This is a genomic window from Anaerolineales bacterium (genome assembly GCA_019637805.1).
GTDB lineage: Bacteria > Chloroflexota > Anaerolineae > Anaerolineales > UBA11579 > JAMCZK01.
Genome location: JAHBVB010000001.1, coordinates 670,809 through 692,029, shown reverse-complemented (window position 1 = coordinate 692,029; position 21,221 = coordinate 670,809). Strand labels below are relative to the sequence as shown.

At 62.8% G+C, this 21,221-nt stretch carries 24 protein-coding genes and 1 pseudogene; 9 read left to right on the top strand and 16 right to left on the bottom strand.

Going from position 1 to position 21,221, the window contains the following annotated elements; all coding sequences use genetic code 11:
- The first annotated feature begins 14 nt into the window (after nt 1-14).
- Nucleotides 15-887: a hypothetical protein gene (locus KF885_03375; GenBank protein MBX3048191.1), complete on the top strand. Its 873-nt coding sequence runs from the start codon at nt 15-17 to the stop codon at nt 885-887.
- A 2-nt stretch (nt 888-889) separates the two neighbouring features.
- Here KF885_03375 and KF885_03370 read toward each other — a convergent pair whose 3' ends face one another.
- Nucleotides 890-1,669 (bottom strand): RNA methyltransferase, encoded by a 780-nt coding sequence (locus KF885_03370; GenBank protein MBX3048190.1) that lies wholly within the window; start codon nt 1,667-1,669, stop codon nt 890-892.
- A 63-nt stretch (nt 1,670-1,732) separates the two neighbouring features.
- On the opposite strand from KF885_03370, the gene KF885_03365 reads away from it, so the two are divergent.
- Nucleotides 1,733-2,836, top strand: coding sequence for an aminopeptidase (locus KF885_03365; GenBank protein ID MBX3048189.1), 1,104 nt, complete (start codon nt 1,733-1,735; stop codon nt 2,834-2,836).
- Between the two features lie 255 nt (nt 2,837-3,091).
- Here the strand turns inward: KF885_03365 and rplT are convergent, their stop codons facing one another.
- Genes rplT through infC form a run of 3 tightly spaced genes read right to left on the bottom strand, consistent with a single transcriptional unit; the run spans nt 3,092 to nt 4,315 of the window.
- On the bottom strand, nt 3,092-3,436 hold the full coding sequence (rplT, locus tag KF885_03360; GenBank protein ID MBX3048188.1) for a 50S ribosomal protein L20: 345 nt from the start codon (nt 3,434-3,436) through the stop codon (nt 3,092-3,094).
- Nucleotides 3,437-3,445: 9 nt separating this feature from the next.
- Nucleotides 3,446-3,676, bottom strand: a complete 231-nt coding sequence (locus KF885_03355) for a 50S ribosomal protein L35 (GenBank protein ID MBX3048187.1) — start codon at nt 3,674-3,676, stop codon at nt 3,446-3,448.
- A 30-nt stretch (nt 3,677-3,706) separates the two neighbouring features.
- Nucleotides 3,707-4,315, bottom strand: coding sequence for a translation initiation factor IF-3 (infC, locus tag KF885_03350; GenBank protein MBX3048186.1), 609 nt, complete (start codon nt 4,313-4,315; stop codon nt 3,707-3,709).
- Between the two features lie 149 nt (nt 4,316-4,464).
- Here infC and KF885_03345 point away from each other — a divergent pair, with 149 nt between their 5' ends.
- Nucleotides 4,465-4,839: a response regulator gene (locus tag KF885_03345; protein MBX3048185.1), complete on the top strand. Its 375-nt coding sequence runs from the start codon at nt 4,465-4,467 to the stop codon at nt 4,837-4,839.
- A 2-nt stretch (nt 4,840-4,841) separates the two neighbouring features.
- Here the strand turns inward: KF885_03345 and KF885_03340 are convergent, their stop codons facing one another.
- The 5 genes from KF885_03340 to KF885_03320 all read right to left on the bottom strand — a co-directional run bounded on the left by KF885_03340 (nt 4,842) and on the right by KF885_03320 (nt 9,121).
- On the bottom strand, nt 4,842-6,488 hold the full coding sequence (locus tag KF885_03340) for a molybdopterin-dependent oxidoreductase (protein ID MBX3048184.1): 1,647 nt from the start codon (nt 6,486-6,488) through the stop codon (nt 4,842-4,844).
- A gap of 62 nt (nt 6,489-6,550) precedes the next feature.
- On the bottom strand, nt 6,551-6,868 hold the full coding sequence (locus KF885_03335; protein MBX3048183.1) for a hypothetical protein: 318 nt from the start codon (nt 6,866-6,868) through the stop codon (nt 6,551-6,553).
- Nucleotides 6,865-7,251: a VOC family protein gene (locus tag KF885_03330; GenBank protein MBX3048182.1), complete on the bottom strand. Its 387-nt coding sequence runs from the start codon at nt 7,249-7,251 to the stop codon at nt 6,865-6,867. The genes KF885_03335 and KF885_03330 overlap by 4 nt, the downstream gene beginning before the upstream one ends.
- Nucleotides 7,252-7,266: 15 nt before the next feature.
- Entirely contained in the window at nt 7,267-8,298 is a 1,032-nt protein-coding gene (locus KF885_03325) for a fatty acid desaturase (GenBank protein ID MBX3048181.1), read from the bottom strand.
- 103 nt (nt 8,299-8,401) lie between these two features.
- Complete coding sequence (locus tag KF885_03320; protein ID MBX3048180.1) at nt 8,402-9,121, bottom strand: glycosyltransferase; 720 nt, start codon at nt 9,119-9,121, stop codon at nt 8,402-8,404.
- A gap of 134 nt (nt 9,122-9,255) precedes the next feature.
- On the opposite strand from KF885_03320, the gene KF885_03315 reads away from it, so the two are divergent.
- On the top strand, nt 9,256-9,399 hold the full coding sequence (locus KF885_03315) for a hypothetical protein (protein MBX3048179.1): 144 nt from the start codon (nt 9,256-9,258) through the stop codon (nt 9,397-9,399).
- A gap of 433 nt (nt 9,400-9,832) precedes the next feature.
- Here the strand turns inward: KF885_03315 and KF885_03310 are convergent, their stop codons facing one another.
- From KF885_03310 to KF885_03295, 4 genes and pseudogenes are all read right to left on the bottom strand, one after another.
- Nucleotides 9,833-10,213, bottom strand: coding sequence for a hypothetical protein (locus tag KF885_03310; protein ID MBX3048178.1), 381 nt, complete (start codon nt 10,211-10,213; stop codon nt 9,833-9,835).
- A gap of 36 nt (nt 10,214-10,249) precedes the next feature.
- Entirely contained in the window at nt 10,250-11,689 is a 1,440-nt protein-coding gene (gene radA / locus KF885_03305; GenBank protein MBX3048177.1) for a DNA repair protein RadA, read from the bottom strand.
- 1 nt (nt 11,690) lies between these two features.
- Complete coding sequence (locus KF885_03300) at nt 11,691-11,978, bottom strand: hypothetical protein (GenBank protein MBX3048176.1); 288 nt, start codon at nt 11,976-11,978, stop codon at nt 11,691-11,693.
- A 4-nt stretch (nt 11,979-11,982) separates the two neighbouring features.
- A pseudogene (locus tag KF885_03295) lies at nt 11,983-12,189 on the bottom strand (hypothetical protein).
- A gap of 96 nt (nt 12,190-12,285) precedes the next feature.
- On the opposite strand from KF885_03295, the gene KF885_03290 reads away from it, so the two are divergent.
- The 4 genes from KF885_03290 to KF885_03275 are packed head-to-tail and all read left to right on the top strand — an operon-like array spanning nt 12,286 to nt 14,317.
- Complete coding sequence (locus KF885_03290) at nt 12,286-12,615, top strand: winged helix-turn-helix transcriptional regulator (GenBank protein ID MBX3048175.1); 330 nt, start codon at nt 12,286-12,288, stop codon at nt 12,613-12,615.
- 3 nt (nt 12,616-12,618) lie between these two features.
- A complete protein-coding gene (locus KF885_03285; protein ID MBX3048174.1) occupies nt 12,619-13,023 on the top strand; it encodes a VOC family protein in 405 nt (134 codons plus the stop codon).
- A 9-nt stretch (nt 13,024-13,032) separates the two neighbouring features.
- Nucleotides 13,033-13,944 (top strand): SRPBCC domain-containing protein, encoded by a 912-nt coding sequence (locus KF885_03280; GenBank protein ID MBX3048173.1) that lies wholly within the window; start codon nt 13,033-13,035, stop codon nt 13,942-13,944.
- A gap of 49 nt (nt 13,945-13,993) precedes the next feature.
- Nucleotides 13,994-14,317 (top strand): hypothetical protein, encoded by a 324-nt coding sequence (locus KF885_03275; GenBank protein MBX3048172.1) that lies wholly within the window; start codon nt 13,994-13,996, stop codon nt 14,315-14,317.
- Between the two features lie 27 nt (nt 14,318-14,344).
- Here the strand turns inward: KF885_03275 and KF885_03270 are convergent, their stop codons facing one another.
- From KF885_03270 to KF885_03260, 3 genes are all read right to left on the bottom strand, one after another.
- Nucleotides 14,345-15,682 carry an FAD/NAD(P)-binding protein gene (locus tag KF885_03270; GenBank protein MBX3048171.1) on the bottom strand — a complete coding sequence of 446 codons (1,338 nt, stop codon included), beginning with the start codon at nt 15,680-15,682 and terminating at the stop codon, nt 14,345-14,347.
- A gap of 74 nt (nt 15,683-15,756) precedes the next feature.
- Nucleotides 15,757-18,270, bottom strand: coding sequence for an ATP-dependent Clp protease ATP-binding subunit (locus tag KF885_03265; protein MBX3048170.1), 2,514 nt, complete (start codon nt 18,268-18,270; stop codon nt 15,757-15,759).
- Between the two features lie 223 nt (nt 18,271-18,493).
- On the bottom strand, nt 18,494-19,918 hold the full coding sequence (locus KF885_03260) for a S1 RNA-binding domain-containing protein (GenBank protein MBX3048169.1): 1,425 nt from the start codon (nt 19,916-19,918) through the stop codon (nt 18,494-18,496).
- 112 nt (nt 19,919-20,030) lie between these two features.
- Between KF885_03260 and KF885_03255 the strand changes: the two genes are divergently transcribed.
- Complete coding sequence (locus KF885_03255) at nt 20,031-21,140, top strand: ATP-binding protein (GenBank protein MBX3048168.1); 1,110 nt, start codon at nt 20,031-20,033, stop codon at nt 21,138-21,140.
- Nucleotides 21,141-21,221 lie beyond the last annotated feature (81 nt).

Here is a 21,221-nt window from a genome sequence, read left to right as displayed (position 1 = left end):
CCCCGACTTCTGATGTGCTGGTTGTCCACAACCCGGGCGCCAGCGCCGCCGATGCGGGGGCGTTGTCGCGCCTGATGGCAACGCATTTTGCCGGCCGCCAGGTGGACTATGTAGAATGCCACCGCCAGCAGTTGGCAGGGCGCCTGGCGCCCTGGCTGGAGCGCGGTGTGCGCCTGATCATCGCGGCGGGCGGCGACGGCACGCTTTCCGATATTGCCACGGCGCTGCCCCCCGGCGGCCCGACAGTGGGCGTGCTGCCGATGGGGACGGGCAACGTGATGGCGCGCGAGCTGGACTTGCCGCTGGACCTGGACGAGGCGGCCGCCATGCTGGCGGGCAACTTCGCCGTGCGCCGGCTGGACCTGCTGCAGGTGGACGGCCGCGCCTATCTGCTCTCCGTCAGCGCCGGGATGAGCGCCCGAGCCATGCGGGAGACCGGCCCGTGGCGCAAACGCGTCTTTGGCAAAAGCTCCTACCTGGTTAGCCTGCTGCTCAATTTCTTCGCCATGCACCCTACAGAATTCGTGGTGCGCGCCGATGGCCGCCAGGTGCGAGTGCGCGCCAGCGACCTGATGGCGCTCAACTCCGCCAGCCTGGGGTACAAGGCCCTGCGCTGGTGGCCCCAGGTGCGCCCGGACGACGGCCATATGGACATGTGCCACTTGGAAGCGGAAAACGGGGTTCGTTATCTGTGGGTGGTCTACAACTTTTTACGCGGCAACTATTTCCGCCAACCCTGGCTGGACCATGCCCCGGTGAAACGCACCCTGGTGATCGAGGAGCCGCGCGGCCTGGCGGTGCAGGGCGACGGTGACTGGATCGGTGAAACCCCTGTGGAAATCACCCTGCTGCCGGCGGCGCTGAACGTCGCCGTCCCTGCTCGATAAAACTAGGCTGTTCGCCTTTGGCGCACCACCTCAAACAAGACGATGCTGCCGGCAATGGCGACATTCAACGATTCACTGCCGCCGGGCATGGGGATGTGCAGGCTTTGGCCGGCCAAGTTGCGCGCCCCGGCGCTGGCCCCATGGGCCTCGCCGCCCAGGATGAGCGCAACCGGTTGGCGCAGGTCGGCGGCGTAGTAAGCCGGGCCTTCGCCGGCGGCGGTCAGCACAGCCTGCAGCTTGTGCTGCGCCAGTACGGCGCCGATCTCGCCCCAGCTTTGCGGGAGCACAGGCAGGCGAAAGTGCGCGCCCATGCCGCCGCGCAACGCCTTGGGGCCGTAAGCGTCGGCGCAGCCCGGGCCAAGCAGCACCGCTCCGCAGCCGGCGGCGGCCGCGCTGCGCAGCAGCGTGCCCAGGTTGCCGGGGTCGGCCAGGCCGTCCAGTACTAAAGCAAAGTCCAGCTGGGCGGGCAGCGCGGGTGGCTGCCAGGCCAGCTGCAGCAAGATGCCCTGCGGCGTCTGCGTATCGGCCGCGGCGGCCATCACCGCGTCGGATACCAGCTCAAGGCTGGCGCCTTTGGAGCGCAGTTGGCGCAGCAGGCCCGCTTCTGCGGCGGCCAGCGCCTCGGTGTACAGCGCCAGGCGCAGCGGCCAGCCGGAAAGCAGCGCTTCATTGGCCAGGCGCACGCCCTCCACCACGAAGGCGCCGGCTTGCTTGCGGCGCTTGGTTTGGCGCAACAAGGCGCGCGTCTCTTGCACTTTGGGGTTTTGGGCGGAATTGATCACCCAGTCATTCTAATTCAGCCAGTGTTAGAATGCCGAAACTCTAGCAATACCCGAGGTGCTCTGATGGCGGATGCGCGCGTGCAAAAACTGGCCCAAACCCTGGTGGAATACTCTGTGGGGGTCAAACCCGGCGATTGGGTAGTCATTTTTGGCCATCCGGTGGCCGAGGCGCTGACCAGCGAGGTCCTGCGTTACACCCTGCGGGCCGGCGGCAACCCGAGCGTGCTTTACGGCTTGGGCAGCACCAGCCAGATCTTTCTTGAGGAGGCCAATGGGGAACAGCTCAAGTTCCTTTCGCCCTTCGAGCGCATGCCGTTTGAACAGGCCGACGTCTTTGTCAGCATTGACGCCACCGAGAACACCCGCACGCTGAGCACGGCCGACAGCGAGAAGCAAAAGATCCGCTCGGTGGCGCGCAAAGAGGTGATGGAAGCCTACATGCGGCGCAGCGCCAGCGGCGAGCTGCGCTGGACGCTGACCCAGTTTCCCTGCAACGCCTTCGCCCAGGAGGCCGATATGCCCCTGGGCGCTTATGAGGACTTTGTCTACAGCGCCTGCAAGGCTGACCAGCCGGACCCGGTGAAGATCTGGAACGAGATCGAGGCTGACCAGGCGCGCCTGGTGAAATGGCTGGAGGGCAAGAAGATGCTGGAAATGCACAGTCCGACGATCGACATGCGCATGTCCATCGAGGGCCGTACCTTTATCAACTCCACCGCCAAGCACAACATGCCCGGCTCAGAGATCTTTACCGGTCCGGTGGAGGATTCGGTGAACGGCTGGGTGCAATACACTTTCCCCGCCATTCGCCTGGGGCGGGAAGTGGACGGCATCCGCCTGGAATTCAAGGATGGCAAAGTGGTCAAAGCCTCTGCCGAAAAGAATGAGGAGTACCTGATCAAGATGCTGGACCAGGACCCCGGCGCCCGCTTCCTGGGCGAGCTGGGGATTGGCACCAACTACAGCATTGACCGTTTTACGAAAAGCATTCTGTACGATGAGAAGATGGGCGGCACGATCCACATGGCGGTGGGCGCCAGCTACCCCGAGACGGGCGGCAAGAACCAATCCGCCCTGCACTGGGACATGATCTGCGACATGCGCCAGGACAGCGAGATCCGCGTGGATGGTGAGCTGTTTTATAAGGATGGGCAGTTTCAGGTGTAGGCGCACCCTCATCCTGAGCGAAGCGAAGGATCCCTGATGCCATCGCTTGGGGAGAGCCCAGGCGCTATAAGTGAGCAGGTTTAAGGGATCCTCGCGACGACTAGGTGTTGCTTGCAACACTTAGCCAGCTCAGGATGAAGGGTGCTTATTTACTAAGATTACTCAAAGAAAAGCTAATAGACGGATTGCACTAAAAGTTCTCCGGTCAAATAAAAAGGCCCGCTATGTAGCGGGCCTTTGTTTGACGGTGATAGCCTAATTGCTCTGCTGCACCAGGGCGCTGAACGCCTTGGGGTCGTGCACGGCGATCTCGGCCAGCATCTTGCGGTTCACGCCGATGTTGGTCTTCTTGAAGGCGCTCATCAGACGGCTGTATGTGGTGCCGTTGATGCGAGCGGCCGCATTGATGCGCGTGATCCACAGGCCGCGCAGGTCGCGTTTGCGGTTGCGGCGGTCGCGGTAGGCGTACCACAGGCTTTTCAACAGCGCTTCGTTGGCGCGCTTGAACAGCTTGGAGCGCGAGCCGAACTGGCCCTTGGTGGCCTTCAAAACTTTTTGGTGCCGCTTGCGGCGGGTGATACCGGTCTTTACTCTTGCCATGATTGCCTCTTACTTCGCCGTGTGGGTGCTGGGGTTGGCGCGGTACTTATGCATGTAGGGCGCCAAGCGACGGATGCGCTTGATGAACCCCTTGCCCTTCACGGGGATCATTTCACTGAACAGGGCCGCGGTGCGGGAAGAGGTGCGCCGGCGCAAGTGGCTCTTGCCGCCCTTGGTGCGCACCAATTTGCCCGAACCGGTCAAGCGGAAGCGCTTGGCGGTGGCCTTGTGGGTCTTCATGCGGAACTTTTTAACTGCCACGCTAAACTCCTACTCTGCCGCTTCTTCAAGTTCTTCGGCAGGTTGTTCTTGATTTGTGTCTGCGGCCTCAGGTTTTTCCACCTGGGCGGCTTTGGCGGCCCCTTCGTTTGGGGCCAGCACCATCAGCAGCGTGCGGCCTTCAAAAGCCGGGGCCTGCTCGATGAATGAGACATCCTGCAATTCCGCGGCGATCTCCTTGAGATCCTGCAAGGCGATCTCGGGATAATCACGTTCACGGCCGCGGAAGCGGATGCGCACGCGCACCTTTTTGCCTTCCAGCAACCAACCCCGGGCCGCCTTGGTCTTGAAACCGCGGTGGTGTTCGGTGGTCTTGGGGCGCAGACGGATCTCTTTGATCTCAATCTTCTTCTGCGCCTTGCGGGCCTCGCGCTCCTTCTTGGTGCGCTCGTAGGTGAACTTGCCGTAATTGACTACCCGGCAAACCGGAGGTTTCGAATTGGCCGCAACCTCTACCAAGTCCAGACCAGCGGCTTCGGCGATCCGCAGGGCTTCCTCGATGGAAACCACGCCGCGGTTCTCGCCGTCACCGTCGATCAGACGGACTTCTTTTGCCCGGATGGCTCTATTTACCCGGTAATCGGATGTACTAATCTGTATATTCTCCTTGCCACTTGGTGCTTATATGGGCGGGCCGCATCATACCATACCCCTTTGAAAGGAGTCAACCGACTCTGCCACGCGCACCTTTTGGGGGTTTTGTGTGTTTATACCGTTATCTGCGCCGTTCGTACTCAGGAGAAGCAAAGATGGCCAGCCCGTACGCCCTGGTCGTCGAAGACGACCCGCAAGTCGCCGGATTGTTCAGGATCGCCCTGCAAGATGCCGGCTATCAAACCGAAGTTCTGGATAATGGCCATAAGGCTCAAGTCAGCCTGATGTTCACCGCGCCCGATCTGATCTTGCTGGACCTGCACTTACCCGCCCTGGATGGCGGCGTGCTCCTGCGCCAGATCCGCAGCCAGTCCCGCTTGGCGCACACCCGCGTGATGCTGGTCACCGGCGACGAGGCCGGCGCCCAGCGCTTTGCCGACCAGGTGGATAGCACGCTCTACAAGCCGGTGGGCTACGACCAGGTCCACCAAGTGGCCCGCCAGCTCATGCCGCTCTTCGCCAGTTCCTGAATTTATAGATCGACCGTGGCCGAGTGAATGCCGGTGGCCCCGCTGGGGATCGTGCCGCGCGGCGTCAAGTCTTGCAGCTGGCCGCTGCCGTCGTAGGCGCGCACGCTGATGGTGTGCCGGCCACGCTCGTAAGGCCAGCCATACTTCCATAACGTCCAATTTAACGGGCTCAGCTCTGGCTGGATCAGCTCGGCGGCTTGCCAACCTTGGCTGTCCACCTGCACTTCCACCTTGCTGATGCCGCGCGCCCCCGCCCAGGCAATGCCGCCGGTATAGACCATGCCTCCGGCGCCTTCGCCCGGTTCGACCATCACCGTATCCACCACCGAGACCGTGTGGGGGATGGCCTCACGGTCCCAACCGCGGCGCACCCAGTAACCATCCATACGCTCGGACACGAATTCGATGCTGGTGATCCACTTGGGTTGCTTCATGCCGTAGCGGTTGGGGATGTAGATGCGCAGCGGGTAGCCGTGCTCAGAAGGCAGCGGCTCGTCGTTCATGGCGTAGACCAGCATGCAGCGCTGGTCCTGCAGATCCTCCAGAACCACGAATTCATCAAAGCCGTCTGCAGCGGTGATGTGGGCGCCCACCACGCCGGCCTGCGGGTCGACCTCGGCCAGCAGGTAAGGCAGCGGCACGCCCGTCCAACGGCTGGAGGAGGTCAGGTCGCCGCCGATCGGGTTGGAAATGCACTGCATGGTCAAGATCTGGGTTTGGGCCGGCAGGCTGCGGATGTCGCTGAGGCTGAGCTGCAGCGGATGGTTGACCAGGCCGTGCACCTGCACGCGCCAGCTGCTTTCGGCCACCTGCGGCGCCATGGTGTTAATGTCGATGCGGTAGAAATCCGCCGTGGAGGTCAATTCCGGCCGCGTGCCCGGCACGGGCGCTGGGCGCCCGGCCAGCGCTTCGGCCGAGGGCGAGGCGGCCGGCCCGGAGGTGAGCTGGCTGCCAAAGGGGTCGCTGGGGTCCAGCGCTTCGGCGGCCCCTTCGCTGCGCTCTGGCAGCCGTTTGACGCTGCCAAAAAGCTGCGCCAGCCCCCAGCTGCCCAGGGCGGCTGCGGCCAGCCCGGCGCCGCTGACGCGCAGGAACTGGCGGCGCGAGAGCGGGCTGCTGTGTGCGGCGCGGCCGCGCTGCAGCAGCGCCGCCAAACCCCAGCCCCAACCCACCAGCACCACGGCCAGCCAGACCATGGCAAAGCCACGCAAGGCCTTGCCCAGGGTGATCTCGATCAGCAGCACCCCGGCCAAAAGCGCCAGCCCGGCCAGTTGGCCGTAAAAGCTGAGTTGGCCCGGGTTGCGCCGGGCCTGCCAGCCCAGCAGGGCGCCCAGGCCGCCGCCCGCAGCCACCAGCAGGCCCAGGGCCATGCCCTGTTCGGTCAGCTTGGCGGTATCCGAGATGTTGCCAATGGGCAAGATGTTCTGCAGAGCGCGGATAACCGCCACCATGCCGGAGATGACTGAGCCGATCAGCCAGCCCGGCAGTACGCGGGCCAGCCAGTCGAACAGGTCAAAAGGCACAAAGGGCAGGGCCCACAGCTGGCTGCCCATCCACAGCAGGCCCAGCACGGCCAGGCTGCTCAGCAGGCCCAGCCACAGGCCCAAGGCGGTCAGGGAACCTTCTTGTTCGGGAGTTTTTGTGTGGGTCACGCCATCACTCCTCAACCATTATAGGAGCGTTGGCGATCTGGCAGGTTGGCGAGGGATAAGAGTCAACCCTTGGCTGGCGGTTCTTTGGTTTGTTGGCGGCGCACCAGCCAAACGATGAAAACGATCACCAGGTAAGCCGCCAGCATCATCAGGCCCAGCGGGATGGAGGCAATCGCCAGCCAGCCCATCATGCCCATGCCGTACAGCGTCTCGCCGTAATCACGGCCGCCGATGATGCAGGGGTTGACAAAGCCCTCATGCAATGTGCAGTCGTTGGCCTCGGCCACCCAGCCAGCGCCCAGAGCGAGGCTCAGCGGGCCGCAGGTGATGGCGGCGATGAGCAGCAGCGCGGTGATATGCACCCACCAGATCTTTTTCATGGTTTGAGCACCTCTCCAAAGGCGATGTCGTGTCCGTCCGGGTCTTGCACGCCAAATTCACGCGTGCCCCACGGGGTAGTGTACAACGTAAAGTCGATCGGCGCGCCGCGCTGCTTTACCTCAGCATACAGCGCGTCCACATCCGCCACCCAGATGTAAATGTTGTTGGTCTTGGGCGCCACGCGCCAGTGCGGCAAGTGGCTGGCGCTTGCCGGCTTCTGGGCCAGCATGATATGGACCTGGTCGCGCCCGATGATGGCGAAATCCGCCGGATGGTTGTACAGGTCTATCTGGGTGAAGCCGAGTTGGTCACGAAAAAAGCTGCTGGCAACGACCACATCGGCTACCAACAGTACCGGGGCCGCTTCCAGCAGCTTTGTCATCTCGAAGAATTCCTGTTAGCCGGCACTGGGCTGGTTGCGGAAGCGCCGGGCGTATTCGCGCCAGCTGATCAGCTTATGGGTTTGCTCGTCCCACAGGTGCAGGAAGATGCTCTGCAGGCTGCTGAGCAAGGTGATGGTCTTTACCTGTTGGAAGCTGGGGTTCTCGTAATGAGCCTGCTCCAGGTTGTAGTTGGGGATCTTGGGGCTGAGGTGGTGCAGGTGATGGAAGCCAATGTTGCCGCTGAACCACTGCAGCACCTTGGGCAGTTTGAAGAAGGAAGAGCCGCGCAAAGCCGCCTCGGCATAATCCCACTCTTCGTGCCAGCGCCAGTAAGTATCTTCAAACTGGTGCTGCACATAGAACAAGTACACGCCGACGGTGGCCACGAAGATCATCATCGGCAGCCACATCTTGACCAAATTCATGTAGCCAATTTGCGAACCGACGCCAAAGAAGATCAGCGCCAGCATCAGGTTGGTGAACAGCACGCTGTTGCGGTCCTGTTTATCCTTCAGGTTCTGGCCCTTGGGAATGCGATGCAGGACGATGAACAAGATGCTGGGGCCGATCACGAACAGCACCAGCGGGTGACGGTAGAAGCGGTAGCGCAGCTTGCCCCAGAAGGAGAGGGCCTGGTATTCATTGACCGTGATGGTGTCTACATCGCCAATGCCGCGGAAGTCCAGATCGCCGGAGTTGGCATGGTGGCGGGCATGCGAGCTGCGCCAGGCGTAGTAGGGCGTCAGGGTCAGTACGCCCAAAAGGGTGCCGACGCGGTTGTTCCACTTGGTGGATTTAAAGAAGGAGTTGTGACCGCAGTCGTGCTGAATGATGAAGATGCGCATCAGGAATAGGCCGTTGAGGAAGGCCAGCGCCAGAGTGATCAGATAATTGACCTGCAGGCTGTAGTACATCAGCACCCAAATGGCGAAGAAGGGCACCAGGCTGTTGACCAGCTGCCAGATGCTCTTGCGGTGATCGGGCACCGTATATTTTTTAACGATCTCTACCCAAGCGGGTTTGGTGCGGACAGCAGTTTCTTGCATTGTGAATACTCCAGTACAAAGATGGCTGATTGTAGCAGGCTTTGCCGGGTGAAGACGCGCTCAAAGACACCAGGACAGCGCTTTTTGATTAGAAAAACCTGCGTTATTGTCGAATATCTACGAAATTCTCTACCAGAACGCGGTCAAAAAGACGCAGCCAGAGCACATTGAGCAAGCGCATGACCGTTTCGGTGAAAGCGCGCCACAACGAGGCGTAGCGCCGCCCGGAGGCGTCCACGGTAATGTCTGGCAGTAGTGTGATCTTGCCGTGCTTGGAGAGCTGCAGGCCCAGGTAGGTGTCGGCCTGGGTGTTGATCTGCGGGTCATGGCCGCCCACGGCCAGGTAGGCGTCCTTTTTGAAAGACATATTCATGCCGACCATGGTGGCGATGGTGAAGCGGAAGGAAATGCGATTGAGGACGCGCACCAGCCAACGGATCAGCTCGTGGCCGTCGTAAAACTCGAAGCCGCCGCCGACCCCGACCAGTTCGGGGTCGCGCTGGTAGGCGGCGTGGATCTTGTTGAGCCAGCTGGGAGGCACGCGCGTATCGCTATCGGTCATGGCGATAATTTCCCCCCGGGCGGCATGAATGCCGACGATGGCGGCATGCACATAGCCTTTTTCGGTGGTGCGCACGACCGTGGCGCCAAAGCTCTTAGCGATCTCAGGTGTGCGGTCGGTGGAGTTGTTGTCGCTGACGATGACTTCGCAGGGGACGCCGGCGCGAGCCACGGCTTGATTGACGTGCTGCAAGCAGATGGCCAGCACGCGTTCTTCGTTATATGCCGGAATCACTACGGAAATAACCGGTTTGGGTGGCACAGGCTGAGTATACAAGAGACCCCGCAAAGGAAAATTAAAGGTGGCTGAGCGCTAAGCGCTTGTGTAATAGATAACACTTGCCAGCCGAGTTTCGTTATGTCTTTTGCAATTAAATCCAACCTGAGGAGGAAAGTATGCGCAGAAATTTTGGTTTTACCCTTTTGGCAGTTTGGTTGATTTTGGTAGGCCTGGCTGAATTTGTCACCCTGGGGAGCATCGGTACCCTGCTGAACATTTTGGCGCTGATAGCCGGTGTGCTTATCCTGATCGGACGTTAATCCTCCCCACAGCCCGCCCGGCGAGTAAGTGGCTGGGCAGCCCCGGTTGCCGCTGGGGTCCTCTCAAAAAGGCCATCCGCACACTGTGCGGGTGGCCCTTTTGTTTGTTGAGCACGTGCGTTTGTGTAGATGCGGTCATTCGTCTCGAGCGTGTTGCTTGTGTAGGTCGTGTGGCCAGTGCGCCGTGGGTGCGGGCTGGCGGCCCATGGCAACCGCCGCCCGCTGTCCCCCTGGCGCGGCCTCCCTGCCGGCGTCCCGGCAGCCTGGTTGGGCTGAGGTGGCTTGCTGAGCTGTCCCCAAGGGCTGGCCGACCCTCGTGAACTTCGCTTGCCAGCGAAGACGCCTCAGCCTTCCCGGGCGGAAGGCTGGTGTATTAATGCCACACTATGAAAGAGAAGCAAGTCTTTGGGCGGCCTGTCAACGCCCCGACAAGTCAGGCTGTCTTGCGCAGCTCGCGCAGCATGACCACAGCCGCCAGAAAGAGCGCCAACTGGGCCGGCAGGTAGAAGAGGCCAATCGAGAAGCCCGCCAACAGGGTGAGGAGGAAGGGTGGCAGGCAGGCCGCCAGCGCCCAACCGGGCTGCTCTTGTAAATAGAAAACCAGCGGCGCGCTGTACAGCAGCAGGAAGATCACCAGGATCAGGGCGCCCCAGCCGCCCTGCGTCTCGAGCCAGGTGGTGCTGGTTGTGCTGGTGTTGCCCAGCGCGTCCATGGTCACGGCGGTGCCGCTGGGGGTCAGTAAAATGAACAAGCCCGCCGCCAAGGCCAGCAGGCTGGCGGCCAGCAAAGGAATGCGCGGGAAGTAATTGTTCATGTGCCTATTGTAGCGGGTGCGAGGCATGCCTCGCACCTACGCGGGCTGTGAGGCCATCTCCAAAGCTTCGCGCAGCGTGCGGGCTTCTTTGACGGCGATGCCTTTGGGCAGCGTCTCGCCGGCGCGCAAGCGCTTGGGCAGCACTGCGGTCTTGAAGCCCAGCGCGGCGGCCTCCTTCAGGCGGGCGGCCAGCTGGGGTGCGGCGCGCAGCTCGCCGCTCAGGCCGACCTCGCCGATCAGCACCGTGTCGGCGCGCAGCGGCAGGTCCTTGCTCGAAGAATAAATGGCGGCCGCCAGCGCCAGGTCGGCGGCCGGCTCGCCGATGCGCAGCCCGCCAACCACATTGACGAAGACATCCTGGTCGCCCAGGCGCAGCCCCAGCCGGCGGGTCAGCACGGCTGTGATCAGCAGCAGGCGGTTGAGGTCCACGCCGTTCCCGGAGCGGCGCGGGTTGCCAAAGGCGCTGGGGCTGGTCAGCCCCTGCACTTCGACCAGCAGCGGGCGGGTGCCCTCCATCGTCACGGCGATGGCCGAGCCGGGCGCATTGACCACCCGTTCGGCCAGAAAGGCCTCCGAGGGGTTGGGCACTTCCTGCAGGCCCTGGCCGCGCATCTCAAAGACGCCGACTTCGTCGGTGGCGCCAAAGCGGTTCTTGACCGCCCGCAGCAGGCGGTAGCTGTGGAAGCGGTCGCCCTCCAGGTACAGCACGGTGTCGACCATATGCTCCAGCAGGCGTGGGCCGGCGATGACGCCCTCTTTGGTCACATGGCCGATGAGGAAAACCGCCAGGCCGCTTCCCTTCGCGAGCTGGCGGAAGCGGTCGGAGCACTCACGCAGCTGGGTGACCGAACCCGCCGAAGAATCCACCCCGGGGTCATAGACGGTCTGGATCGAATCGATGATCAGCACGCGCGGCTTGACCGCCGCGACGTGCTGCAGAATGGCCTCGATGTTGGTTTCGGTGACCAGCAGCAGTTGGTCCGGCAAGGGTTGGTCGCCGTTTGCCTGGTTCATGGGTTGGCGTGTGGCGTTGCTGTCGGCAACGCCGGCGGAACGGCGCAGCCGTTCCGCACGCATCTTGATCTGCCCGGGCGACTCCTCGCCTGAGACGTACAGCACCGTGTCGCTGGCCGCCAGTTCTATGGCGGTTTGCAGCAGTAAGGTGCTTTTGCCGATGCCGGGGTCGCCGCCCAGCAGCACCAGCGAGCCAGGCACCACGCCGCCGCCCAGTACGCGGCCGAACTCGCCGATGGAGAGCGCCAGGCGCTGGTTCTCGGCGCCGCCCTCGATCTCGGCCAGCGGGCGCGGCTGGCTGCGGCCGGTGCGGCCATTGGCCGCGGCGCGACGCGGGCTGCTGCTTTCCAGGATCTCTTCGGCGTAGGTGTTCCACTCGCCGCAGCCTGGGCAGCGCCCCAGGGGCTTGGCTGCCGCCCGGCCGCAGCTGGTGCATTTGTATTGGGTGATGGTCTTGGCCATGCTAGTCTCCCGTGACCTGTTGGCGCATGTCCCAGCCCATCAGGTCGCCTTCCGGCACTTGGCCGGGGTAGCCCACGCGGTGCAGCATGTGCTGGATCTCGGCGCGGTGGTGCATGTTGTGGGTCACCAGGTGGCCGATGGCGCCGCCCAGCGTCTTTTGTTGCGGCGGGCGGTCCAGCACGTCCGTGAACAGGTGATCCAGGCGGCCTTCGCGCTCGGCCTGCAGGGCAAAAGCGGCGAAATCGCTGTAAGCCGCCTCCAGCCCGGAAAAGCAGGTCCAAGGTTGAATTGGGCCGCGGGGCGGTGCGCAGCGGGTGTTCCTGCATCAGGTCGCTCCACACTTCAATATTCGCGATCATGTGCTCGAAGGTCAGGCGCAAGGTGCCCCAACCGGCGTCGATACGCCGGTCCAACTGCTCGTCGCTGAGGGTCAGGCACAGCTCCAGCAGCTGGCGGCTGCTGTCCAGGTCGTGCCCGAGGAAGCGCTCCAACATGTTCATTGGGCTGATTGTACATCAAAAATAGAACAGATAAGCTATTTAAATTACTAAACTATTTGGTTGACAATGGGGCGCCGGGCGTGTATCCTAAACCATATGGTTGATGAAACTCCCCCTGTTTTGGACCGCGTGTTTTACGCCTTGTCCAACAGCACCCGGCGGGCGATGCTGTGCCAGCTAACGGACGGCCAGCGAAGCGTGGGCGACCTGGCCGCCCCGCACGCGATGAGCCTGGCCGGGGCGGCCAAGCACGTGCGCGTGCTGGAGGAGGCCGGCCTGGTGGCGCGCCAGGTGCGCGGCCGGGTGCACCTGGTGCGCCTGCAGCCACAGGCGCTGCAGCAGGCCAATCAATGGCTGGCGTTCTATACGCGCTTTTGGAACGAGCAGCTCGACGCCCTGGAAACTTTGTTTGCTGAAGAGGATTGACGAATGCAAAAGTACACACCTTTCTTGATGTTTGTGGGAGACCAGCACGGCAAGGCCGAAGAAGCCATGCAGTTTTATGCGGCCGTGTTTGCCCAGGCAGAGATTGCCAACCTGGAACGTTTTGGGGCGGGCGAGATGGAGCCGGAGGGCACCCTGCGCAACGGCGTGCTGCGGCTGGGCGGGCTGGACTACATTTTTATGGACAGCAGCCTGGACCATCATTTTACGTTTACGCCGGCCTTTTCGATTTTTGTGCAGTGCGAGAGTGAAGCCGAGATTGAGAGCGTGTTTGCCAAGCTGACTGAGGCTGGCCATATTTTGATGCCGCTGGACAGCTATGGTTTTAGCCGCCAGTTTGCCTGGGTGCAGGACAAATATGACGTCTCCTGGCAAATCAACCTGGCTTGAGGTGGCGTGGTGATTCGAATTCGGCAAGTTTCTGTGATTGTGGATGATCAGGACAAGGCTTTTTGCTTCTATACCGAGGTGCTGGGCTTTGTGAAGAAAACCTTGTATCCCCTGGATGTGGACGGGGTGCGCAAGAAAATTGCCCTGGTTTGCGCGCAGGACAAAGAGGGCCCTGAACTGGTGCTGGAAGCGCTGAACCCGGCTCTGGCTGGGGCCGAGACAGATTTGCAAAAGGCGCGCTACGCGCACAAGGTGGCTGCGGCGGCCTTTGAGGTGGAGGACATCAAGAAGGAATTCAAGCGCTTGAAGAAGCTGGGCGTGCAGTTTGCCCAGGAGCCGATTCGGGCCGGAGCGCCGATTACCTGGGCCTTGCTGGACGACACCTGCGGCAACCTGATTCAGATTTTTGAATACTGGGACTATGACGGTGAGACCCGTTCTGTGACAGTGGAGCGGCACATCGCCGCCCCGCCGGAGCAGGTCTTTGAGGCCTGGGTCAACCCGGAACTGGCTTGCAAGTGGCTGATGGCCTCGGCGCAGAGCGTGCCGGGGGATTACGCCCTGGACACGCAGGTGGGGGGCGAGTGGACAATCCACCGGCGGACACAGGACAAGATTTATACGGCGGTGGGCGAGTATGTGGAGATTGACCCGCCGCGGCGGCTGGTATTCACCTTCTCGATGCCGCAATTTGCCGTGGATGTGGGCACGGTGACGGTGGAGATTGAGCCAGCCGAGGGCGGCAGCCGGGTGCGCCTGACGCAGTCTGGCGACCGGCCCGGCTACGAGCGCAGCACGGCGCACGGCTGGGAAGGCATGCTGATTCGGCTGGAGCGCAGCCTGACGGGCAAGACCGGCCAGACCCTGTCCAGCCGGGCTATGCCCAAGAGCAAGAAAGCCAGCCCGGGCAAGAAGGGCTAAGGGCGGCTGCGTTGACGGGCGGCCCGGCGGCCTGTATAGTCACGGGACGATGCGCCGAGTGAAACTCTGGTTTGATGCGTTGCGTGGCGACTTGCGGCAGGTGAATCTGCAAGCGCGCCAGATGTTTGTGGTGTATAGCGTTTGCTTCATCGTCTTCTTTGGGTTGGCGATGGTGGGGGTGACGGACCTGCTGCTGCGCGGTGAAGATTGGGCAGACGGCCTGGGCCTGCTGTTGCGTGGCCTGATTGTTGAGGCTGTCTTCTTCCCCCTGCTGGGCTTTGGGTTTTTCGGCTTCCTGACTGTGCAGGTGGGGCTGCAGATTTGGCATGAGTACCAAGCCCAACGGGTGCGGCGCACCCCCACCAAGACGTAAAAAGCGCTCCTGTTGAGGAGCGCTTTTTTATTCGCCGGCCAGCAGGCGGGCGGCCAGGTGCTGGGCCTGGCTGCGAATTTCCGGGATGGCGGTTGATTCCCAGAGGATGCCCTTGAGGGCGGTGCCGAGGGTGTAGAGCCCGGGGCCGAGCCAGCCGTCTGGCTGGGCCTGCAAGCCGAGGCCGAGCGCGTCGGGGCGGATGAGGCGGCGGGCGAGCAGGTTGCGCAGCAGGGGCTGCTCCAGGCGCGCAAGGCGGCTCTCGGAGCCGGTGCAGTTGATGATGATGTCTGCCTCGCGCTGGTGCTGCTGGCCGTGCTGGCGGTAGCTGACCTGCAGGCCGGCTGGAGTGGCCTGGATGGCCTGGATGCGCCCGGTGAGGCGCTGCAACTGGCCAGCGGCTTCCAGCTCGCTGAGCACGGCGGCGCACTCGGCCGGCAGGCGGTGGCGGGCCACGTCCCAGAGGCGGCGCAGGTGGCGCAAAAAGCGGCGCTGCTCCGCGGCGGGCAACGCCTGCCAGAGGGCTTGGGTGTCTGGGCGCAGGGCATCCACCACCGCCCGCCAGTTGCTGCCATTTTGCTGTGCCAGGACCAGGTGGCGGCGCACGATGCGCAGCAGCTCCCGCACGGAAGTCTTGCCGGCCAGCTCGGCGGAAAAGCTGGGGTAGCTGTGCCCCAGCTCGTGCACGGCTGGCGCCCAGCCGTGGGTGGAGATGGCCTGGATCGGCCCGCGGTGCCCGGCTTCGTGCAGGCTGAGGATGGTGTCCACTGCGGTCAGGCCCATGCCGATGATCAGCACGCGCGCTTCGGCCGGGACCTTGTCCACCAGTTGCGGGTCCCAGGGATTGTGCTGGTAACCGGGATGGCTGCGATACTCTTGCGATCCGCCGCGCAGGTACGGCGGCAGGAAATTGCCAAAAGCCAGCACGACCTGGTCTGAGGGCAGTTGTTGGCCGGAGGCCAGCTGCACGACCAGCCCGCCGGCCGCATGGCTGACGTCCACGGCTTCGTCCTGGTGCAGTTGCAAGGTGACCGCCGCGGCGTTGCCTGCCAGGCTTTCTTCCAGCAGGGCCGCCAGGTAATCGCCGTACCAGCGGCGCGGCACGAAGGCGTCGGCCTCCAGCGCATGCCCCTGGCTGAGCAGCCAGCGGTGGAAATGCTCCGGCTCCTGCGGAAAGGCGCTCATTTTGCCGGCCGGCACATTCAGCCGGTGGGTCAGACTGGCGGCGGAATAGGCGACGCCGCGCCCGGGCTGCGGGCGGCTTTCCACCAGGTGGATGGTGAGCGGCTGCTTCTGGCTGAGGCGGATAAGTTGGATGGCCAGCAGCGTGCCCGAGGCCCCGCCGCCGATGATGGTGATTGTGTGCATGGCAATTCTTCCCGAAAGACTGAGCGCCCAATCACTTGGGCGCTCAGGTATTTTATCCTACTTTTCTAATCGGATTAGTTGCTTGCTACAGCTTCTGCCGGCGGGGTCTTCTTCTTGCGGCTGGGCTTGCCTTTGCGCAGCACAACTTCCGGCTGCTCTTCGCCGACTTCGACGTCGATCACCACGATGTCGCCGTCCTTGAAGTCGCCGCCCAGCAGCGCATCGGAGAGCGGGTCCTCGATACGGTTCTGGATCACGCGCTTCAGCGGGCGGGCGCCGTATTCACGGTCGTAGCCCAGTTCGGAGAGCAGGTCCAGAGCCGCTTCGCTGGGCTCCAGGGTCAGTTGGTGCTCTTCCAAACGAGCGGCCACCTTGGAGATCTCCAGATTGACGATCTGGCGCAGGTTGTCTTTGGTCAGCGAGCGGAAGATGACCACCGAATCGACCCGGTTGATGAACTCAGGCCGGAAGACGCGCTTCAAGGCTTCGGTCAGCTTCTTGCGCATGTCCTTGTAGGCGATCTGCTCTTCCACCTCTTCGTCGGCTTTCAACTGGAAGCCCATGTCGCCGCGGCGCATGATCATGTCGGCGCCTACGTTGGAGGTCATCACGATGATCGCATTGCGGAAGTCGACCTTGCGGCCGCGCGCATCGGAGAGGTGGCCCTCTTCCATGATCTGCAGCAGCATGTTGTGCGCTTCGGGGTGCGCCTTCTCCACTTCGTCGAAGACGACGATGGAGTACGGGCGGCGGCGGATGGCTTCGGTCAGCTGGCCGGCGTCCTCGTAGCCCACATAGCCTGGAGGGGCGCCCACCAGGCGGCTGACCGAGTGGCGTTCCATGAATTCGGACATGTCGAGCTGGATGAGGGCCTCTTCGCTGCCGAAGAGGAACTTGGCCAGGGCCTTGGTCAGCTCAGACTTACCTACGCCGGTGGGGCCGAGAAAGATGAAGGAGCCAATCGGGCGGCGCGGGTCTTTGAGGCCGGCACGGGCCCGGCGCACGGCCTTGGAGATGGCGTCAATCGCCTCTTCCTGGCCCACAATGGCTTTGTGCAGTTCGTCTTCCATGTGCAGCAGGCGTTCGCTCTCTTCCTGGGCGATCTGCATGACCGGCACGCCGGTCCACATGGAGATCAGTTCAGCAATGTCTTCCGTGCCCACCACCGGGCTGTTGTCCCGGTCCCAGGTGGTGCGCAGCGCGTCCAGGCTGCCTTCCAGGTCGCCTTCCTGGCTGCGCAGGGTTTCGCTTTCTTCTTCGCGGCCTTCGTCTTCGGCTTCCAGGCGCTTGCGGCGCACATCCTTGAGCTGTTCGGTGATGCTCTTGGCTTCCTGCGCCGCGGGGCTCTTGTACATGCGCACCCGCGAGGCGGATTCGTCGATCAGGTCGATGGCCTTGTCCGGCAGGAAGCGCTCGGTCACATAGCGGGCGGAAAGCTGTGCGGCAGCTTCCAGCGCTTCGTCGGAAATGCGCAGGCGGTGGTGCTCTTCATAGGCTGGGCGCACGCCGCGCAGGATCTCGATGGTTTCGTCCACGCTGGGTTCGTCCACCACCACGGGTTGGAAGCGGCGCTCCAGCGCCGAGTCGCTCTCGATGTGCTTGCGGTACTCTTCCAGGGTGGTGGCGCCGATGACCTGCAGCTCGCCGCGCGACAGGGCCGGCTTGAGGATGTTGGCGGCGTCCACGCTGGAGCCGGCCGCGCCGGCGCCCACCAGCATGTGCGCTTCGTCAATGAACAAGATGGCTTCGGAGGCCTTGAGCTCGTCGATGACCTTCTTGAGGCGCTCTTCGAACTGGCCGCGGTACATGGTACCGGCCACCAGCGAGCCGACGTCCAACTGCAGCACACGCTTGCCCAGCAGCGGGGCGGGCACGTCGCCGTTGTTGATGCGCTGGGCCAGGCCTTCCACGATGGCGGTCTTGCCCACGCCCGGCTCGCCGATCAGCGCCGGGTTGTTCTTGGTGCGCCGCGCCAAAATTTGGATGACGCGCTCGATTTCCATTTCCCGGCCGATGACCGGGTCCAGCTTGTCTTCCTCGGCCAGGGTGGTCAGGTCTGTGGCCAGTTGGTCGATCATGGGGGTCTTGGCGGCGCGCGCCTCACGGCGGGTGCCGCTGCGGCGTTCGGCCGGCGGGGTGGCCTTGCGCGGTGCAGAGCTTTCCTGCAGCACGCGGCGCGTCTGGCGGCGGATCTGCTCCGGCGAGACGCCCAGCTTGCGCAGCACGTTGAGGGCAATGCCCTCGCCGTAGCGCACCAGGCCCAGCAGCAGATGCTCGGTGCTGACGTAGTGGTTGCCCAGACGGCGGGCTTCTTCAAAAGCAAATTCCAGCACTTGCTGCGTGCCGGGGGAAAGGTCAATTTTGCCGCCACTTTCGTGTTGGCCGGCGCCGGTCAGGCGCTCCACAATCTCCTCGACCCGGGTGGCTTCCAGGCCCAGCTCGCGCAAGACGCGGGCGGCCACGCCGCCCTCTTCGCGGATCAGGCCCAGCAGCAAATGTTCCGTGCCGATGTAGTTGTGACGCATACGCTCGGCCTCATGGTGTGCGAGGCTGAGCACGCGCCGGGCTCGTTGGGTGAGGCGATCCATTCCTGCCACGTACAATCTCCGTTCTTGCTGGAAAAACGCCGCGCTGAGGGTCAGCACGGCATTGCCAACAACAGTTTGATTCTACCAAACTCGCATTTTATTCAGTGTCAAGATTGCTTTTTTTGCTTCAACTCCCCGGAGGTTATATCGGCTCCCAATCGGGTGATTTGTATAAAAAAAGAGCGTGAAACCACGCTCTTTTTACTTTAAAGGTTGTGCCGGTTTACTCAGCGTCGTCGCCGTCCGCTTCTTGCGCCGTTTCTTCGGCTTCTTCAGTGGGCGCCTCGGCGGGTGTCTCTTCCGCAGGGGCTTCCGCTGGTGTGTCTTCGATCGGCGCTTCAGCCGCCGGTTCCTCCGCAGGAGCTTCGTCTGTGGCTGCTTCCACTTCGGTTACGGCCTCAGGCGCGGCTTCGGCCACCGGGCTGCCTGCGTCAGCGTCCAGGCCGGCTTCGGCCAGGGCGGCTTCATAGTCCTGGTCGCTGAACTGGGCGGAGTTCACCTTGCGCAGCGAGAGGCCGATGCGGCGGTTGTCGGTCTCGATGCGAATGACACGCAGGGTGACCTGGTCGCCTTCTTTGACGACCTCTTTGGGGTGCTCCACGCGGTCTTCGCTCAATTCGGAGATGTGGATCAGACCTTCCACATATTCATCCAGACGGGCAAAGGCGCCAAACTTCACCAGGCGGGTGATGGTGCCCTGCACCAACTGGCCCACTTTGTAGCCGTCCACGTGCTTGTCCCAGGGGTCGGACTGCAGCTGACGCATGGACAAACCAATGCGCTTGCGCTCCTGGTCAATGTTGATCACTTTGACCTCGACCTCGTCGCCCACCTTGAGCAGCTTGTTGGGGTGGTCCACGCGTTCCCAGGACAATTCAGAGAGATGCACCAGGCCGTCAGCGCCGTTGATGTTCACAAAGGCGCCGAAATCTGCAATGCTGGTGACGCGACCCTTGCGGGTGTCGCCCACCTTGATCTCGGAGAGCAGGCGGTCCTTGAGGGCTTCACGCGTTTCCTGAGCGGCGGCGCGCTCCGAAAGGATCAGGCGGCGGCGCTCACGGTCCACTTCGATCACGCGGCCCACCAGCGATTCACCCACCATGTCGCCCCAGCGCTGTTCGGGCGTGTCGCCCTTGTAGCGCATGCGGCGCACCTGGCTGATCTGCGAGGCAGGCACAAAGCCGCGCAGGCGGCCGACGCGCACGATCAGGCCGCCCTTGTTGTGGCCGATCACGTCGCCTTCATAAGTTTCCTTCGACTTGAGCAGCTCTTCAGCTTGCACCCAGTCGTCGTCTTCCATTGAACGCGTGTAAGAAAGCTGCATGGCGCCGCGGCTCAGGTCGGCGCTGACCACATAGACTTGGATCTCATCGCCGACTTTCAGCTTCTCGCGCTCTTCTGCACCGAGTTGTTGGACTTCCCGCGAGGGGATTACGCCCTCCGACTTGGCCCCAATGCTGACCATAATTTCATCGTTATTTACGCTGGCGATCACGCCAGTGACCACATCACCAGACTTGGGCAGGTCCCAGTTCAGGTCCCCCTGCTGCAATAATTGCTCCATGGTCAGTTCATTTGTCGGGCTTGCAGCCTTGCTGTCATTCGCAATGGCTTCTTCCCCCTCCTGGGGGATCTGATTTTGCTCCATTAAAGTATTAACTCCAGGATCCGAGATGGGCGCTATTATAACCGCTTAAGATTGGCATGCCAGCCTGTGATAACATTAACTCTTGCGTGCATACTGACGCCCAAATAGCCTTATGCGAATGATTTACCCCTTTACCGCGATTGTCGGCCAGGAGCGCCTGAAGCGCTCCTTGATCTTGAATGCCGTGGATCTGCGCATCGGCGGCGTGCTGATCCGCGGCGAACGCGGCACGGCCAAGTCCACCGCGGCGCGTGCCCTGGCCGCCCTGCTGCCGGAGATCGACGTCTTCGCCGACTCGCCTTTCAACGACGACCCCCACAACCCGGAATCCTGGTCTGACTGGGTCAAGGAGCGCAAGGCCGCCGGCGAAGAACTGCGCGTGGCCAAACGCAAGATCGGCTTCATCGACCTGCCGGTCAGCGCCACCGAAGACCGCGTGGTGGGCACCCTGGATATCGAACGCGCCATCCAAAAAGGCGAGCGCCGCTTTGAACCCGGCGTGCTGGCCGCCGCCAACCGCGGCCTGCTCTACATCGACGAAGTCAACCTGCTGGACGACCACGTGGTCGACCTGCTGCTGGACTCGGCGGCGATGGGCGTGAACACGGTGGAACGCGAGGGCATTTCCTTCGTGCACCCGGCGCGCTTCATCCTGATCGGCACGATGAACCCGGAGGAAGGCGACCTGCGCCCGCAGCTGCTGGACCGCTTTGCCCTCTCCGTGGAAATGCAGGGCATCCGGGATGCGCGCCAGCGCGTGGAGATCATGCAGCGCAACCTGGCCTTTGAAGGCAAACCGGAAGCCTTTTACAAGCAGTGGGAACCCAAAGAACAACAGCTCGCCGAGCGCATCCTGGCCGCCCGCAACCTGGTGGACAGCGTAGATTACAGCTCGCGCGACCTGATCTCGATCGCGGCTCTGACCTCCTCCCTGCAGGTGGACGGCCACCGCGCCGACCTGGTGATCCTCAAGACCGCCCGCGCTCAGGCCGCCTTCGACAGCCGCAAGGCGATCAGCGATCTGGACATTGCCATCGCCGCCGAGCTGGCCCTGCCGCACCGCATCAAGCGCGGGCCCTTCTACCAGGCTGAAATGACCGTCACTGAACTGCAGGAACGCATTGCGGAAGTGCAGAAGGACGCCGCCAACCAGGCCGAGATGGACGCTGAAGGCGAAGAGTCTGAGACTGAAGAGCAGACCCAAGACCAAAAAAAAAACTAGACGAGCAGCAGGCTAGCGAAGCCGAGCCCACCGACCGCAGCACAGAGCCCGCGCCGCAGGACGTGTTCGGCGGCAATGACG